This window comes from Paenibacillus sp. FSL R5-0887 (assembly GCF_038002305.1).
GTDB lineage: Bacteria > Bacillota > Bacilli > Paenibacillales > Paenibacillaceae > Paenibacillus_AQ > Paenibacillus_AQ odorifer.
In genome coordinates, this window is the sequence record NZ_JBBOCE010000001.1 from 2,208,732 (window position 1) to 2,226,219 (window position 17,488).

The window sequence follows — 17,488 nt, forward strand, 5'->3', positions numbered from 1 at the left end:
AACCAACTCCTTTACAGCGGGCGCTTGGGAATAAGACGCACCCCTTGAATTGGCACTTTCATCATTACAAAATGTGGGATCGCATCGTAGAGCAAATTATCAATTTTAAGAGTCGCAATCGATCCTCTCTCCAGCACCTTAACTTCATGTCCATAGGACATTAATCTTGTAGTAACTGCGTCTAACCTTTGATTAGAATTATCAAACCAGGACTCTGTTTCTATAAAGACAGCTCGTGATCGCTCTAGGGCAGGGAAGATAAGATTGAGACTACTGCCGATAAAGGTCTTCGCAAACTTTGTCTTCAATGCTAAAAAACGTTTGATACCTAACTCAACTCCCTGGCGAATTTGTATAGGAAACAGCGCCTTTGCCCATAAGTTACTTTGGTATAGATCATGTAATTTGATATTCACCTCTTCTAATTCGTTCAGCGAGAAGAAATCATGCATACATCCACATTCACGAAGTAGCCATAGCATACAAATGACCTCATCTGTTACTGGGCCCTCTTCCAAAATCTCTGCCCGCATATTCTCTGTAATGCTCGTGTACGCCTCCATATTACTGCGATAGGCTCTAATTTCAACTTCAGCAGAATCAAAATACATGTCGCTCCCTATCAGGCTTGGTATATCTTCAAGCAAATTCATTGCTTGAAGATAATCTGAAATCGCGGTTTCGAACTTTTTTAATTGATGGTTAGACTTCCTCGAAGCCTTCTTTAACCACCAATTTAGATCACCCTTCACCTCAGCACTATTATGAAGTAAGGATTGTAGAACAGTTTCTCTATAGAGTGTTGAATGAGATTGATCAAGTGCTTCCTTGTGCAAAGTTAACTTGTTCTCAGATTGTGTAAAACATCCCTCTAAGTAAAGCTCCAATATAACCGCTGCTGCCATGCAGCGCAAAGACACTTTCTTGACAGTAGTCATCTGAAGACTTCTCTGTGCATTAAGCGCGATCAATGAAAAACTTGGTGCTAATTTAAGATCCATCATAACCATCCACCCCTATCCATTAATTCGTATTTACAGGATGATATTTATTCCGTATGGTGAGCGTTTGATTAACTTACTACTTACTACTTACTACTTACTACTTATCACTTACAATACACCATCTTTACAATAATTGTCAATGGTCTGGAATAACGTAAAGAAGGCCCTGCCCTTAATGGTCAAGCCCCGATTTTACAGACACCAAAAAAAGACTCTAGGCTATAAGCTGCTTCCGGTAATCAACCAGGGTATCTTAGAAACAGGAGGATCAGTTCTAACGGGAATTTATGCAGCCAATGAAGCAATTGGAGCATCCGACTGGTCACAAAAAAGAAGTCGCCTTGTAAAGCTAAATAAAGAAGGCTGGCCATGTGAGCCTGCCTTCTTTATTCACTCAGATCAATAAGTAATTTGGTTAACTCTAGATTTTCAACCTTGTCTTCTTTGACGACAAAGGCAAGGGAAGGATGATAGAATCCTTCGTCAAGCTTGATAACGTTCACCCAATAGTTAACAACACCATCTACTTTCTTTTCGCTGCGGGATGCCTCAGGGATAGCTGCAATGATATCCTTTTCACTGCTTCTGATACCGATATTTTTATCCGTCCTAAGCGAAGAAAGAGAGTTAATCGGTATATCAACTACGCCTCCGACTGGCTTAGTCTCTCACTACGGTAAAACTGATCGTCAAATTATCTTTTTCATATAACCAGCGCATGTTAAGAGGTTCCCCCACTTCCGTCATCCGTTTCGAATGAATTCCCGCTCCGCTTTTTTCAAATGCTTTAATGAATTTTCGAAAGAATATGGAATCTTAGTCCTAAGTTTAGAGAGTTTTTCAACCTCTCCCATAGCGATAGCTTCCTTAATAGCAGGAACCAACTTCGCTTGAATAATGCCCCAACTTTCTGCCTGAAGAAGTTCGTCTATCAACATATGCGGTTTGGAATATTGTTCAATTTTTGTTCTCCTCTTCTCGATTTCTACCCTCTAATAGCTCTATCTTTATTTTTTCAAGACATAGCTTCTCCCTTAGAGTGTATAAGTTCATCCTTATGTTCTAATACTTCTATTATCATAGCAGCCCCCATTCTGAATCCGAGAGTATAGGCGGAAGCGGATGAGATAGAGTTCTGCATGCCACTCAGATCCAAGGCTTGTTCAATCATAGTAAAGTCTTCTATAGATAACTTTGCTTTTAGGATGTCCATAAACTCTGAGATTAGCTTGGAGTTCTGTATATACTCGGGATCGCGTAAACACAAAAGTTCACTTGGACAGATTTTCCCGTAATATAAATCCTCCAAAAGACTCACCAGTCATCCCTCCCAAATCATCTCTTCAATCATCTTAGCGAATTTATCGCTAAAAATTAATAGCGAATAATTCGCTAAGATATGCTTGCCTTGGAGGTGTTTAGTATGTATCAACGTATCCGAGATTTGCGTGAAGATAAAGATTTAACTCAAACCCAAATGGCAGAGTATTTGCAATGCAGCCAGAGGATTTATAGTAATTATGAACGCGGTGATGTTGATATTCCCACGGCCATTCTGATTAAGCTAGCAGATTATCATAAGACGAGTACTGACTATTTACTAAACAGAACGAACCAAAAAACTCCTTACTCTAAAAGTTAAATTTAAAGAATGAGTAGATATCGCAGTTTTCAAAGGATTTCATTCTTATGCTGATGAGCATTGTACACAGGAATCCGTGATTTACGCGAAGACAAAGATCTGACACAGCAACAAATAGAGGAGCTTTTACATATTACACAAGCCACCTACTCCCGCTATGAAAATGGAAATTTGGATGTTCCGAGCGCCGTTTTAATTACGCTAGCTAATTTCTATAAAGTAAGCATCGACTATATTTTAGGTCAGACAGATAATTCTAAATGCTATCCCAACAAAAAATAATCCGCAGCACAAACAAGCTCCTGTGATAATCACAGGAGCTGTTCACGTTTAGGCTAAAAATAGCCTGAAATTAGGGGATTCTCTTAGATACGCTCAGGCCAGCAAGGTACGGGCTACCTGATCCACAATGTAATTGATACCTGTCGGTCCGTAGCAGCCGATCCATGTAGCGGCATCTACCGGGTATATATACGGCCGCTCATCGGAATCCAACATCCCTCGGACGCTTTGCTCTGTCGCAGATACCCCCTCCTGCATCATCTCGTTACTAAGTAAAAAATAATGGCTGGCATGCACAGCCGGCAGTCTATCAACTGTAATATGATAAGCCGTGTCGGAAGTGTCTGCGACAAATAGAGGAGCTGGCAGACCAAGATCCCGGTACAGCACGGCACCTGTGCGATGGGAGGCAGTATGCACCCGTACCAGCGACTCACGCGGACGGATCAAGGCCACGCTCTGACCCGCCAGCGCCGTTGCAAGCTGCTCAGACAGCAATGCTGTTCGGCGCAGGTAATCCGCAATAATACGCTCCACCTCTGTCCGCTTGTCCGTCAATTCACCGAACAGGCCCAGAATCGTCTGCCAGCTCTCATTCCGTTGAAACATTAGGGTTGGCGCAATCCGGCTTAACCGTTCATAATGCTGAGCATGCACCTCAGTACAGACAATCAAATCCGGCCGCAGCCGTTCGACAGCTTGCAGGTCCGGGTACTCATAAGTTCCGAGCATTTCCGTTGTCTTAAGCCTTTCCCTGATATATTGGGGGAATTTTAACGCTGCACTGCCCGTTCCTACACTCCCTGCCGGAGATATCCCAAGCGCAAGCAAATGGTCTGCATATTGAACGTCGAGTACGGCGATACGCCCCGGAGAAGCGGTGACGCAATATTCGCCTCGCATATGACAAATTACCGGGCCTTGCAGCGTCTCGTACGATGAGGCCAGGCGATCCGGCAGCCCAGAATATGCTGAGAGAACACCGATCCCTGAAGCGGCAGTGCGCCTGTAGATCTGCGGGGGAACTCCATGATATTTCTTAAATGCCCTGCTAAAGTAATACATGTCGCGATAGCCCGTTTTTTCTGCAATTTCGCCGATGGGAGCATCCGTATGACGCAACATCCGCTCGGCACTCTCCATCCGCAGCTGGATTACATATTCCATCGGTCCTAGTAACTTCTCCTGTTTGAATCGCCGCTGTAACTGTCTTGTACTGCATCCGGCAAGCGCTGCCAGCTCCTTAAGCTCCAGCTCCTGACGATAATGCCCCGCTATATAGGCAGCGACAACATCCACCATATCCGCCTCTGTGCCTTTCTGACCACATTCATACTCCATAATAAGCTCGTAAAGCATTCCTTGCAGTAGCGCATTCGCATGGAAACGCTCCAGCCCTTCGCCCCGGCTCCATTTGGCTTCGATTTGTTCCGCAGTCTGATGCAGTTCAGCCAGGAGCACAGGACGGTGAACAAATGAAGTGCGTAACGGGTGATTGCGCTGCGGAAACAGAACATGGGCAGCCCCCAACATTGGAAAAGCCTTGTACATAATAACGGTATAATGAATGGTTTCTGATCCAGCAGTCAAAGTAAATGCTGATCCCTTGACTGCGTGACAAGCGAAATAGTCCTGGATATGGAAAATTTCGCCATTCATCACAAGCCTACCTTCCCCGCCGCCTGCCAGCAGCAACACATTGGCTGTTAATCCGGTTTCGCTCATAACGCCGCCGGGTGGCAAAGTACCGCTGCGCACATCAAGCATCTTGATCGTTGTATCACTCCATAAACTTGCCTGTTCTTTCAGCGGCATTTCTCTCATCTCCTGACAATAGCATCCTCTGTTAAACGGGCGCACTCGAATAGGATTACATGCTTTAGTGAAAGCGCGTCCGCAACATAAGTGAGTGCGTTGCTGTTGTCATTTTAATTGAGATTCATTCTCATTGTCAATTTTCGGACATTTCCCGCAATATTCCGCCGACATCCTGTAATAAAAACAGCAGGTGATACGTTTCTTTTTTGCAACCGGAGCTAGGTCATTGTTCACTGTGAACCGGGTAAATGGATTGCGTCTTGCGCCGAACAATTGTCCGGGAGCTATCCGGGTCAGGAAGGCAAAATCGGCTTGCATTCGTTGCCTCTTTTGCCCAAATTCACCTGTTCCAGGAGAATACAACGGGGCAATGCGTACCATAATATTCTCCCAAAGTACTGCCATGGAGACGGGACCAATTGCAGCAAGCGTGTGCAGCAGCGGCGCAAGACGTACCGCGAAAATTTCCTCTACGATCTCTTCTCGCCACGCTTCCCTGTCTTCCGGTGCCGCCGTCGCTCGAAGCCCGTTCAGCGCAAGGAAAGGAAAACGCGTATCCCCTTTAAAAGCTGAGGAAGCCGGATGATAGAGGAAGCAGTTCTCCAGCGGGATGGAGACTTCCCGGTTATGAAGGGTCATAGCGGTCAGCATCGGCGCGATCCACAGATAACCGATCCGCTTGGCCAGCATGGAAGCGGCAACCTGCATATCAGGCGCACCGATATAACCCTTAAGCCAGCTTACATATTCGCGGCATGCAGCTTCTTCGTGCAACTGGCTAAGGGCAATTGTCCGAACGTTTCCTTCAGGCGGTTCACCTACCCACAGACGGTATTCCTCCGCCATTTGCTTCCAGGTGGCAGACGACAGATAGTTGTCCATTTTAATGCGATCCCAACAGCGCTTCCGCGGTTTGATCTACAATAATATTGAGGGCAATTGGCCCATAATAAGCGATCCATAGCGTTGAATTCACATTGTATACGCGGTTATTTTTAACGGCATCATGAGATTTCCAGACCGGACTGTTCGCCATTGCCTCTGCCTCTTTGGCAAACAATTCATCCGATAACAGGAAATAGTGATCTGCTCCGATATCAGCGATGGTCTCCATCGAAATTTCAACGGAGGTATCATCTTTGATCTCCTGAACGAATGCAGGGATATTCAATCCCAAATCCTCATAAAGAATGCTTCCGGTCCGATGTTCGGGACCGTGTACGCGAATACCTTCCGGTCTTGGGCGAATCAGAGCTACCGTTTCGTCACCCAGCTTCGCCGACAGCTGTTCCCGCAGTCCGACGATTTTGTCCTCGTAGGCTTGACGCACTACCTTCGCCTCCGCCTGCTTGCCCGTTATCATACCGATGGTAGCCGATGTATCCCGCCAATCTTCATAGAAGTCGAGTACTATTGTGGGCGCTATTTTACTGACGCTGTCATACACCTGCTCCTGAAAGTCCGTCATCAATATAAGATCCGGATTCATCGCTACAATAGCTTCAAGATTGGGCTCATCGCGTGTGCCCAGGACCTTCACATCACCCAATTGTTCACTTAAATATTCTGGAAACTTTGCATCTTTCGCTCCAGCCACAACGCTGCCTGCCGGATGCTCGCCTATCGCTAACAATTGATCGACGAATTTCACATCAAGCGCGGCGATGACCTTCGGCTTCTCAGTCAGCGTATATTCGCCCTTCATATGCGAGATGGTAACCGGGAAGGCTGCAGTCTGAGCCTGTGTCTCAGATGTAGGTGACGGCTCGGCTGAAGCAGATGGCAGTGCGGCAGTGCCCGCATTTGCTCCACCTCCAGTACCGCAAGCCGTTAGCACAAGTACCAGCGCCATCATCCATATCATTAATAGTCCTGCTTTTTGGGCAGCTTCTACCTTTCTAACGGTTGCTTGCCTCTTCTTTGTTCTTTTCATGCTGACTCCCCCTTATGTATGATAATGATTTTCATTATCAGATCAATAAAGCGAGTATAATCTATCTTCACACTCTATTTCCATGTACTTTTGCGACATTGCAGCCGGATTAATGCGACATTGCACACCATAGGAACGACTCAGGAGAACCACGGCTGGCTACAAAAATTCCACAGAAGCACCTAAATCCCTAATTTTAACAAAAATTTCTTTGCTCCTGTTCTGAAAATAGCCAACACAGTCGATGGTAATCTCGCTCAATTCAAGCTTTTCCTTCTCCAGAAACTGATCATCGAGCAATCTGGCTACTTCAGAAATGGTTCTTCCATTGCACTCCCTGCTTCTTCCCAAAATGAAAAAAGGTATCTTTGTATTACACAAAGATACCTTTTTTCATTAAAAGCTTACGGCTCAATCCCCCACACAAGCTGACCATTCATATACCCGGTGACCTGTTCATTGTTGATGAACTGACTGCTGGATGCCTTGAACGAATAATCATTAGCCTGGTTGTAATTGGACCAGTCGGTTTTGGAGAAACGGGTTTGAATTTCTGCGCTCTGACCTGGATTAAGTGTTCCAGCCGAACTCGTGAAACCAATTTCCAAAACATAATCGGCACTGGCAACAGGAGTCGCCAGCTTAACGAAATTGCCGGTTACATTCGCATTTCCGATGCTGGCCCAGTCGATCCAGAAACTCTGATCTTTCTCGCTATCAATCGTATAGTAATACCGGACCTTCACATCACTTAGTTGAATCGCTGAATCACCGGTATTGACTACTTTGATTTTGGGTGAAATCCCGTTGGTGGAGGCACTTGTGTTGCCATTAAAAGCTTGGACCGTCAAATCTCCAGTGGGTACTGGAACACTGCTATCCGTTACGTTCACTGTAAGAACAGCATTATTTCCTCCATTAAAATGAAAGGTTAGGGTATTCTGTCCCAGCGGCAGCGTGGAAAGATAGGATTTTTTCAGAACAACAGCAGCGCTTGATGCCGTATAATCCTGACTCGCTAAAAGTGTGGAATTTCCATTTGTGATACTTGCAAGCTGGTGTCCATTTAAGGTAAGGGCTACGGAAATATCCTGGGCTAGATTCGCCGCTTTATCAAATGCCGCGCTCACGGGCGCAATGGATGCGCTCGGTGTGGAATCGACAATTTTGACTTTTAATACGGGATCTTGTCCTTTATTAAAATCAAAGATGATCGAATGCTCGCCAACCGGCAGTGTCGCCAGAAATGCTTTTTTGAGCAGCAGCGTATTTCCACTCAAGGTATAATCCTGATTCGCTGTCAATGCATTGGCGCCAGCCCGGAGAGTGGTTAACGTATTGCCGTTTGAATTCACGGTTATGGCTTTGTCGGTTTGATTGGGCGCATACTTATCAAATTCGACGGATGCAGGTGTGATGGACGCATTTGGATTTGGATTGTTAACCTTCAAATCAGGCAGCTCATCGAGCGTGATTACATAATTGCTTTGGTACAGTGTCGTTAAGGTAGCCGGATAATTAAAGGCAGAACTCATGAGATGCTCACCATACCACGGTAAGAAATAAAGCCAGCCCGATTTTTCCTCTGTCAGATTCTGAACGCTTGGAACGGTGTCGTTCTCCGTCATGGCTACCATTTTCGTACCGCCTGTTAAATCAACAAGCTGATAGAAAATCGAGGTAATTGCGTCCTCATTGGGGACACCAGACAAACCGTCATAGCGGTTATAGATCGTATTGTATTTATCATAGCCTACAATATCCACCTGATCATCGCCGGGATACCATGCGGGAGAAGTGCTGTACACGTAGCTGTTGTAGGTCCAGATCAAATTGTGCAGGCCATACGTTTCTGTAAGTTCGGTATAGAGCAGATCCCATAATTGCTTGTACACCTCCGAGCCAGCGGAAGCCCACCAGAACCATGCACCTTCCCCATTCAATCCGCCGTTGCCCTCCGCCTCATGGAAGGGTCTGAAGATAACCGGCACATTGTTATTTTGCAGAATCTGCAGTTGCTCCGCCAAATCCTCAATAGCCAGTTGTACATATTGGTATTCTTTCGTACCTGGAACTACCGCATTAGCAGTATTAAAATTGGTTTCTGTCGGCTTATAGGTGGCTTTCTTCCAATCCACAAATTCCCCGAGCTGATAGGCGGTGAAATCTTTGGGTACAGTGATATGCCAGCTATTTGTCGCAATCCCGCCCCGGTTATTCACCCAATCGATCATCCGGGCGGTTGTACCATCCTCCCAGCCGTAAAGCGGATTGTAATTCATCAAATCAAATCCGCGGATGGCCGGATACTTTCCGGTCAAATTGTGAATCCAATCAAACTCCAGCTCGGAATTGCCGTCATTTCCGCCTCCGTAAATCTCCTGCTGACCGGAGATCATATGATTGCCGTAAACCTCCGTTAAATAATTCATCAGCAGCTGAGTTTCTGATGTGGCTTGAGGATCGCTGAGAACAGGTTGCACATCCAGGGGATCAAGATCGGAATAATCCACCGTGAAAGCATCAAAATAAGCGAAACCCCAGCCGGCCTTCAGTTGAATAGTGTTGCTGCCTTGATTCAGCTTGTGATAGCCAAAATCGAAATTCGACCATGTGGTCGTATAGGGCAGCATATATGACCCCTTCGTAACGCCGTTAACGGCTAAAGATTGAAGCCTGCCGTCAGCACTGAGCTCCTGCATATAACGTGTGGAGATCGTATACATGCCGGTTTCTGGGACAGTCACTGTGAAGGAAATTGTACCGGAATTCTGCATCCAGACAAATCCGCTTCCAGAGTATCCGGGTTTGGGCTGTCCGTAAATTTGGGTCGTCACTTGAAGATCGGAGGTGAGCTGAGCGTTTTCGCTTTCAATTGTGAAAAGTGCGTTGTCTGCATGAACGGGCGGCGCTGTCATCAATCCAAGTAGCAGAGTAAATGCCAGCATCATTGTGATTGCCTTCTTGAGCAAATTTTTCATTTCCACCTTTCCTCCCTATGTTAAATATGGTAAATAAAAGTTCAATATACCATCTCTTGGATGCGCTTTCATAGATAAGATAGCATATATTCCATATTTTGTAAATCTATCAAATCGAGAAAATTTCCACATGCAAAAAAACTCCCACCGATATTTATTAGGAGGAGTTAAATAACATTGGCTTCTTACAACTTAAAGTTTCGGAGCGGCTTTCCGTACCGCACCAAAACATGCCATAAGAGTTTTAATTCTTGAAGTACTTCTTTTTCGGTTCCTCGGTCCCGCCATGCTGAAGGATCATGCTTTAAGTGCATAGCAGCAGATCCAATCATGCTCGTATCGATATAACCGTCATGAGCAATACGCTTAGCCAAGGAGGGCATCGTAGGCCCTCTAAAATCTGAAGGCACTTCGTCTACCCACATCGCGAATCCCATGTGCCAATAGAGTTGGATGGCATACTGTAAACATATTTGCTCCAGGACTCGCCCTGTTGGAGTACCCTTGAATGAAGGATCGGCTACTAAGATTTCCACATCTTCCTTAAGACGGATGTTTCCATGAACTTGCGCTTCAATATAGTGGTTAAGATTACGTTTAGCTTCACCCTTTGAAGGGTCTGAAAACGGCATTGTGAGGTTGACCCGAAGATGGTCGACTAATTTTTGTGATTGAAGATCTTTTTCCCCTAGAGCGGAATCTCTTAAGAAAATCTCCTCTAGTAATGCCGCCATCATATCATCAAATTCTGCATATGTCCCTTTCTGTACAGGGTTTTGATGCGAATCCATATAGGTGTATGTACTGCGATAAGAAACCTCAGGGAATAGGAGGAAATAGCAGGAGCCAAAGCGCGGAGCTGGCCCATCCGAATGACGCATCAAATCAAGAGCGCCATATTTAGGGCGTTCGCTATTCGAAGCACCCTGTTGTTGGTATGCCCCTCCAAATAGTCTTTCCTCCCACAAATCACGTGGACCGCCAGGATAGGCTGATACACTACCACTGGATAACAAGGTCTCAAATTGGCTCTTGTACACACCTTGCTCTAACAGCGCCTCTGCAACACTTTTCTTTACCGGATCTAGTCGATCTGGATGGAAATGTAGAGCAATCTTCGCATGTGACTTTATTTTGACCACAGCATCTTCGAACTCATCCCGATCCACATTAGACATTTGAAGAATTTCATGGATGATCTGAACTGCTTCACTTTTCCGGATTCGCGCGTAATTCGTAACATATTCTAAAGCCGCTAATTGTGACTCCGATAGTTCCTCAGTGAACTGAGACTCTCTTTTTTTATTGGCATTTGCATCGCCTTTCCACTCCATTGCTTATTCACTCCTTTCTAGACCCCGTATATAAGAAAAGAGACTTGATTTCTCCTCTCAGTGTATCAAACGCTTCTTCACTTGAAAATTCATATCCTTACCATCGCAGATTCCGATAACTTTACATGGATCTCGAATGATATAAATTCAAGATCGAATGCTGATGACTTCAACATCGTATGCGCGTTATGGGAAATCTTCCTTTTTGGCAGGATTAATCAACTCGATTTGCTCGTAAGGTGCTGTCAAATAGGGACTCAAAACAAATACCATTCAGTTAACCGTCAGTGTCACAACCACTCAACCATAATTAGAGCGTCTCAGCCAATTTCTGAATCTTTGAGTGGGAAATTAAATATACATTGCCTATAATGTCGATTTTGCTGCCCTTCACACGTACAGCACCATCTTTGTCTGCCGCCACATAAATATCCATTTTATTCGATAAAGGGAAACGCTCCTCAATCATCGCGGTGTTATCATGATCAAAATGAGCTTCAAAAGAAAAGTGATTAAGAGCCATACCTTCACAAACAGTGCATTCATCCACATATTCATCAGACATGTTCATCCCACCAGCACTTGTTCCCATTACAACAGCATTGCTTTTTTTAATCAAATCCGATAATTCATATTCCGTCAAAAGGTGCTTTTGGTCCCGAGCGGTTCCACCACATAAAAAAACGACAGAGGCGTTTTGAATTAATCGCTGGGCATCTTCTTTCTGCGTGCGGTCATCAATGAAATGATATTCATCAAAATAAATGTTAGCCTGATTAAACCATGTCCTTTCAAAAACACTATCAATATTAACTTGTTCATCACTAAAATCAGACGATTCAGCGCTAATCATAACCAGCGATTTTCTGTCTGTTATATCCTCATGCAACACATTGACTAGCTTCTCAGAAAAACCCTTATCATAAAACCAATCTAAGTAATAGTGAGTTTTCATCCGTAATTACCTCCATATGTAATATTTATATTTATCCATTATGTTTATCAAAATCCATAGTGCCAAGCGAGAAAAAATATCTATAGTAATATAAATTTAGAGGCATAATCAAAGTTTTTTATCTGCGCTAGATCCACATTAAGCTTATCCGGCGAGGAAATGGGCCACGTATTTTTGTTCTGCACCGATTATCTTCACCTCCTTTTATATCATGGACATCGTACCATATAATGGAATTGAATAAATCTTACAAATTGATTAAAACAAAAAAATGCCAGCATCATTAGTACCTTCGGTGAATAGCAAAAAGACTTACTCGAGGTATCGATCCCTTCAAGTAAGTCTTTATTTCTAAAGTTATAAAGATACTAGTCCCTTAAACGAAAACATACTCCCCATCACCAATCGAAATCGTCTTCCCTTTCAGCTCTAACGAATCCGTTTCAAAAACCACCTGCTTGAATTGGTTCTCGTCTCCTTGCACGAAAGCAAATGATCTATCGCCAATCTTAAGGCTGAAGGTATCATCCTCTGACTTCGTAACAGGCAGTCCGAATATGGTTCCCCAATGGTTGGCTGCAGCTTCAGGATCGGAGACATGGAATACAGCACGCACGATTTCGACTTCTCCCGCAGGATGAGGCTTAATGACTCCAGATGATGTTAATCTTTCCACTCGCTCTGTATCCGTTCCGCTCCATTGAATGATGAACGGATAGACCAGTCCCCCAAAGTCACCAGCAATGGTCATCATCCGCCACTCTATTAATCTTCCCTCGTTATCTAGACGCTTACCATCGATAATTGGAGATAATGATAAGCCTGCTGCTTTCAGGGAAGCCGCTACTTCTTCAATATCATCCGTCCGGATGACTACTCTACTTAGAACTTCATGTTCTGGTAGAAGTTTTACTGCATCTTTCACCACTAAATTATGTTCAGTTGCCTTTGCCAGCTCAAGATTCTCAATGCCCAGAAACTCGAGATAGGTTAGCCCAAAGTAACTTAAGGCATTATAGGTTCCCCAATCTTTATGAGAGCCTCCCTTAAAAGCAACCAATCCATGAGCTCCAAAGATCTCAACCGGTTTGGCCAAATCATTGACATAGTGAACTAAATGATCCCATTTCATCGTTGCCATGATTACTTCACTCCCAGCTCAGTAGTACGTTTTACGGCTGCCAGAACACTTCTTTGCAGACCCGCTGCGAAATCACTGTTGTTTAATTCGTACAAGCCATGCATGCCGACACCGCCAGGTGAATTATTAATATCCAGCAGCTGTCGTGGATGCAGCCCTGTCTGTTGCAGCATTGCTACCGAGCCCATCATATTCTCCAGTGCAACCTTCCAGGCTTGGTCACGCGGCAGTCCGGCAAGTACACCTGCATCTACGAGAGATTCAATGAAATAATAGATATAGTTAGGACCCGCCACACCAAATCCAGTGAAAACATCCATTAACGCCTCATCCAGATATTGTACTTTTCCAAAGCCGAGTAGGAAATGCTCCACTTGATCACGAGTAGCATAAGCATTTAACGCTACACCACTATAGCCATATCCTGTATCGGTTAAAGTATTGGGGATAACCCGGATAATGGACCGTTCAACTCCAAAATACCCAGCTAATTGATCATTTGTCACACCCGCCACAATCGATACGATTGCGGCAGAAGCTGTAACGAATTGTTGTACGTTCTGACCAAGTGTAGTTAAATCATCCTGTGGGCGAACTGCCACTACAATCACATCTGCTGTAGACAGGTTATGCTCTTGCGAACTCTTCGTATCTACACCGTATTTGGTATTCAAAAACTGCAGACGCGTTTCATTAATATCCGATACACTAATTTGATTTACAGACAAGGTGTTATTCGCTATACATGCGCGGATGATCGCTTCCGCCATCTGTCCGCCACCAATAAAATGAATCTTTTCTTTGGTCACTCCGTTCACTTCCTTAATTAATTGTTGTCCCAAGCTTCAGGTAGAATGAAACCATCATATTTTTCTAATCCAAGAATATATTCTTCAAACTCTTTGGATTCATAAGCAGCTTTCAAATCTTTAGCCCACTGAGAATTTTCATCCTTTTTATTAACCGATACGATAATTCTGTGTTCCATAGGTGTGTTTTCTATTTTCAAAGCATCCGTAATCTTTCTGTCCGAATTAGCAATATAATTACCATTTACAACGCCATAATCAACATCTTGAAGGGAGACAAGGATTTGAGCGGGGTCCAATATTTTGATATCAATATTATATTTATCCGGTTCCATACTATTAATATTAAAATCCGCTACGCCTGCCCCTTCTTTAATTTTGACCCAACCCAATTCTTCCAGAATACGCAGTGCACGCTCTTGGTTTACCGGATCGTTCGGAACAGCTACGGTTGTACCGTCTTTAACATCGTCTAGCGTGGTATGATTTACAGAATAAAGGCCTTGTGGAGCACCTGGAACATAAGCAATTCCGACCATATCTGCATTGATTTCTTCGTTAATGGCCTCCATATAAGCTGTACTTTGGAATATGCTTGCGTCAATGGAGCCTTCCTTCATTGCTGGATTGACCTGCATGTTTTGCGAGAAGGTTTTAATGTCAACGGAATACCCTTGTTTCTCTAGAATCGGTAGAATCGATTGGCGGAATTGTTCCTCATAGGTTCCGACACCAAATCCAACGGTAAGCTTTTTCTTATCTCCAGAATCCCCCGCCTCTTTATTGCCACAAGCCGTCAACACTGCAAGAACACCTATCATCATCACTAACATTAACTTTTTCATACTTACTTCCCCTATTCCAATATAGATTTTTTAAATTGTGCTAACGCCTCATCCGTCACATTGAGTGGGATTGCGCAATTTGGAGATAGAATAAACGGCTGGTCTTTCATTAACTTTAATGCATCTTCAGCCTGCTGCTTGATTTGGACAATATCGTTTACCGCAAACAACCCATGATCGACTCCCCCCACTTTAGTAGCTTTGAGATTTGCCTCTAACCCTGGATTCCCCTCGGCTATCGTATCCCAACTGATCCCGTCAATCCGATAATCGTTGAACTTCTCAGGCTGGGCGTAAGCTCCACAAGTATGAAGAATGTTTTTTCCATAGCTTGCTGCTTCTAAAACAATAGAATCATAAGGTCTGGACAGTTCGTCAAACATAGCTTCATCAAATAATCCTGGGTGAGCTGTGCCCGTCACTGCGTAGAACAAACCGTCAGAACCCGCTTGCTGTAACTCTTGTACATAATCGGCTAAGGTTAAGGAAATCGCATGTAGCGCATGATGTGCTGCCGCTCGATGTTCTTTAAACAAGGATTCCAAAGTTACCGGGTGCTCAATACCAAACACCGTTTTAGTAACGTAAGCAGAACGCCCTACAATAAATAGCAATACTGTTAATGGTGAAAATACAGTTTGGATTAGCGGGGTGTCTGGTAACCCTTGACGAATCTTTCTAACCGCATCTAAATGCTCTGCCAAAGGGGCTGACTGGACTGCCTTTTTGACGTCGATATCCCACAGACTAGCCGCTGTTGGAATAGCCGTCGTTTGCTGTCTCGGAAATACGGTCTGATAATCCGTAAAATCGTATTGATTCCCCCAAGCTTCCGCCAGATAAGTCGCTCTTGGATTAATCTTGACCCAATCCCAATCATATTTTTTCGTAAAAGAAATCGTAGTTTCTGCTAAATCATCTGCAGTTTGTTCTTTGTCGATAAAATGGCGCCAACCACTTCCGATTGGACGATCCGCCCGTTCTCCAGATAATAATGCTTTAAAACGATCTTGCTTACTCCATTCACTCATCTGTCGAGTCCCTCCCAGAATATGTAGTAACTAGTAACGGCGAATTTTTCTTGCTAGCGTGTTGCCTAAAGATTGAATACCTTGCACTAAAATAATGAGGATAATCACGGTGGCTACTACGACAACAGTGTCAAAGCGTTGGTATCCATATACAATCGCCAAGTCTCCCACGCCGCCTCCCCCTACCGTTCCAGCCATTGCAGTTGCACCTATCAGACCAATCGTCGCTGTAGTAAGAGACAGGATTAAGGATCCAACCGCCTCTGGCAATAAAAAGTACCAAATGACTTGAAAAGGAGTGGCTCCCATCGCCTCAGCGGCTTCAAGGATTCCCGGATTCACTTCAAGCAGTGAGTTCTCTACCAACCGTCCTATATAAGGTGCGATATAGATAATCAAGGGTACGATCGCTGCGCTTGTCCCAATTGAAGTATGAACAATCAATCGTGTGAAAGGCACAATCGCAACCAGTAAAATAATAAAAGGCAATGAGCGAATGATGTTGATAATTGGATTTAGTACGGCGTAAAGCGCTTTGTTCTCCAAAACCCCACCCGGACGAGTGATGACAAGCAATATCCCAAATGGGATCCCAATCAGGGAACCAACAAACAAGGAGAACCCTACCATTTGAATTGTTTCTATAATCGCCTGCAGAAATTGATCACCTGTTACTGTGGTCGAAAACATTAGATTCTACCTCCTCTACACCGACTCCATTTCTTGTTAAGAAAGATAATGCATTGTTAATCTCTGCTGCCTCACCATCGAATTGAATGATCACTGTTCCCAGAGTTGTTTCTTGAATCTCCGTCGTATTCGCAAATAAAATATTGACCTTTATATCGCAGGAGCGAATCATTTCAAACAGGATAGGCTCAGAGGCACTTGCTCCCACAAAATTAAGCTTGTACAGCTGACTTCCGGGTTCTGTTTTGATAGATTTCCGCACGCTAGAGGTCATGCTATTTTGAATAACCGTCTTCACGAAATTTTGCGTGGTCAGATGTTTTGGACTTCCGAATACATCTAGAACACTTCCTTGCTCAATAATCCGGCCTTCTTCCATGACCGCTACCTTGTTACAAATTTCTTGAATCACGGACATTTCATGTGTAATGATCATCACGGTAATGTTGTATTCAGCATTGATTTTTTTTAATAGCTGTAAGATAGAATGTGTGGTCTGTGGATCTAAGGCAGAGGTCGCTTCGTCACATAAAAGGATAGACGGATTCGAGGCAAGCGCTCTGGCAATCCCGACACGTTGCTTCTGACCACCTGATAGCTCACTCGGGTAACTCCCCGCTTTGTCACTTAATCCAACAAACTCTAGCAGCTCCATTACCCGCTGGCGGATTTCATTTTTATTCTTTTTCAGGAGAACTAGAGGGATCGCCACATTATCAAATACTTTTTTAGATTCTAATAGATTAAAATGTTGAAAAATCATTCCGATATTTTTCTTAGCGGTACGCAACTCTTTATCGTTGTATGTTCCCAAATCACGTCCAGCGACCATAACTTGTCCTTTGGTGGGTCTTTCCAAATAATTGACTAAACGAATTAATGTACTTTTCCCAGCACCGCTATAGCCGATAACCCCGAATATATCGCCTTTTTCGACCTTTAAATCGATTCCTTTAAGAGCATCAATAGTGGTCCCTTTCCGAGTGAACGATTTGTAAACATTCTTTAATTCAATCATTTCCA

General features: G+C 44.1%; 16 protein-coding genes. 2 read left to right on the top strand and 14 right to left on the bottom strand.

What is annotated here, in order from left to right:
* Window positions 1-11: 11 nt before the first annotated feature.
* Together MKY14_RS09960 and MKY14_RS09965 are read right to left on the bottom strand one after the other, a co-directional pair.
* Window positions 12-1,004, bottom strand: a complete 993-nt coding sequence (locus MKY14_RS09960; protein ID WP_076127118.1) for a hypothetical protein — start codon at window positions 1,002-1,004, stop codon at window positions 12-14.
* 1,015 nt (window positions 1,005-2,019) lie between these two features.
* Window positions 2,020-2,322 (bottom strand): DUF6809 family protein, encoded by a 303-nt coding sequence (locus MKY14_RS09965; RefSeq protein WP_076127124.1) that lies wholly within the window; start codon window positions 2,320-2,322, stop codon window positions 2,020-2,022.
* A gap of 105 nt (window positions 2,323-2,427) precedes the next feature.
* Between MKY14_RS09965 and MKY14_RS09970 the strand changes: the two genes are divergently transcribed.
* Window positions 2,428-2,646 (top strand): helix-turn-helix domain-containing protein, encoded by a 219-nt coding sequence (locus MKY14_RS09970; RefSeq protein WP_076100339.1) that lies wholly within the window; start codon window positions 2,428-2,430, stop codon window positions 2,644-2,646.
* A 60-nt stretch (window positions 2,647-2,706) separates the two neighbouring features.
* Window positions 2,707-2,928: a helix-turn-helix domain-containing protein gene (locus tag MKY14_RS09975; RefSeq protein ID WP_076127127.1), complete on the top strand. Its 222-nt coding sequence runs from the start codon at window positions 2,707-2,709 to the stop codon at window positions 2,926-2,928.
* Between the two features lie 93 nt (window positions 2,929-3,021).
* On the opposite strand, the gene MKY14_RS09980 is transcribed toward MKY14_RS09975, so the two are convergent.
* From MKY14_RS09980 to MKY14_RS10035, 12 genes are all read right to left on the bottom strand, one after another.
* The gene (locus tag MKY14_RS09980) at window positions 3,022-4,743 is read right to left on the bottom strand and encodes a helix-turn-helix domain-containing protein (RefSeq protein ID WP_076127128.1); all 1,722 of its coding nucleotides are present in this window, start codon (window positions 4,741-4,743) and stop codon (window positions 3,022-3,024) included.
* A gap of 108 nt (window positions 4,744-4,851) precedes the next feature.
* Entirely contained in the window at window positions 4,852-5,628 is a 777-nt protein-coding gene (locus MKY14_RS09985; RefSeq protein ID WP_340976392.1) for an IucA/IucC family C-terminal-domain containing protein, read from the bottom strand.
* Window position 5,629: 1 nt separating this feature from the next.
* On the bottom strand, window positions 5,630-6,679 hold the full coding sequence (locus tag MKY14_RS09990; RefSeq protein WP_076275214.1) for an ABC transporter substrate-binding protein: 1,050 nt from the start codon (window positions 6,677-6,679) through the stop codon (window positions 5,630-5,632).
* 404 nt (window positions 6,680-7,083) lie between these two features.
* On the bottom strand, window positions 7,084-9,660 hold the full coding sequence (locus tag MKY14_RS09995) for a glycosyl hydrolase (protein WP_340976393.1): 2,577 nt from the start codon (window positions 9,658-9,660) through the stop codon (window positions 7,084-7,086).
* Window positions 9,661-9,845: 185 nt separating this feature from the next.
* Window positions 9,846-10,994 (bottom strand): DUF3626 domain-containing protein, encoded by a 1,149-nt coding sequence (locus MKY14_RS10000; protein ID WP_340976394.1) that lies wholly within the window; start codon window positions 10,992-10,994, stop codon window positions 9,846-9,848.
* Between the two features lie 310 nt (window positions 10,995-11,304).
* On the bottom strand, window positions 11,305-11,949 hold the full coding sequence (locus tag MKY14_RS10005) for a Type 1 glutamine amidotransferase-like domain-containing protein (protein ID WP_076127138.1): 645 nt from the start codon (window positions 11,947-11,949) through the stop codon (window positions 11,305-11,307).
* 376 nt (window positions 11,950-12,325) lie between these two features.
* The gene (locus MKY14_RS10010; protein WP_339243969.1) at window positions 12,326-13,090 is read right to left on the bottom strand and encodes a VOC family protein; all 765 of its coding nucleotides are present in this window, start codon (window positions 13,088-13,090) and stop codon (window positions 12,326-12,328) included.
* Window positions 13,091-13,092: 2 nt separating this feature from the next.
* Complete coding sequence (gene proC / locus MKY14_RS10015) at window positions 13,093-13,899, bottom strand: pyrroline-5-carboxylate reductase (protein ID WP_340976396.1); 807 nt, start codon at window positions 13,897-13,899, stop codon at window positions 13,093-13,095.
* Between the two features lie 17 nt (window positions 13,900-13,916).
* Entirely contained in the window at window positions 13,917-14,744 is an 828-nt protein-coding gene (locus MKY14_RS10020) for a MetQ/NlpA family ABC transporter substrate-binding protein (RefSeq protein WP_076141012.1), read from the bottom strand.
* An 11-nt stretch (window positions 14,745-14,755) separates the two neighbouring features.
* A complete protein-coding gene (locus tag MKY14_RS10025; RefSeq protein WP_340976397.1) occupies window positions 14,756-15,775 on the bottom strand; it encodes a uroporphyrinogen decarboxylase family protein in 1,020 nt (339 codons plus the stop codon).
* Between the two features lie 30 nt (window positions 15,776-15,805).
* The gene (locus tag MKY14_RS10030) at window positions 15,806-16,465 is read right to left on the bottom strand and encodes a methionine ABC transporter permease (RefSeq protein WP_036688669.1); all 660 of its coding nucleotides are present in this window, start codon (window positions 16,463-16,465) and stop codon (window positions 15,806-15,808) included.
* On the bottom strand, window positions 16,440-17,483 hold the full coding sequence (locus MKY14_RS10035) for a methionine ABC transporter ATP-binding protein (RefSeq protein WP_036688670.1): 1,044 nt from the start codon (window positions 17,481-17,483) through the stop codon (window positions 16,440-16,442). Before MKY14_RS10035 ends, MKY14_RS10030 begins: the two co-directional genes overlap by 26 nt.
* Window positions 17,484-17,488 lie beyond the last annotated feature (5 nt).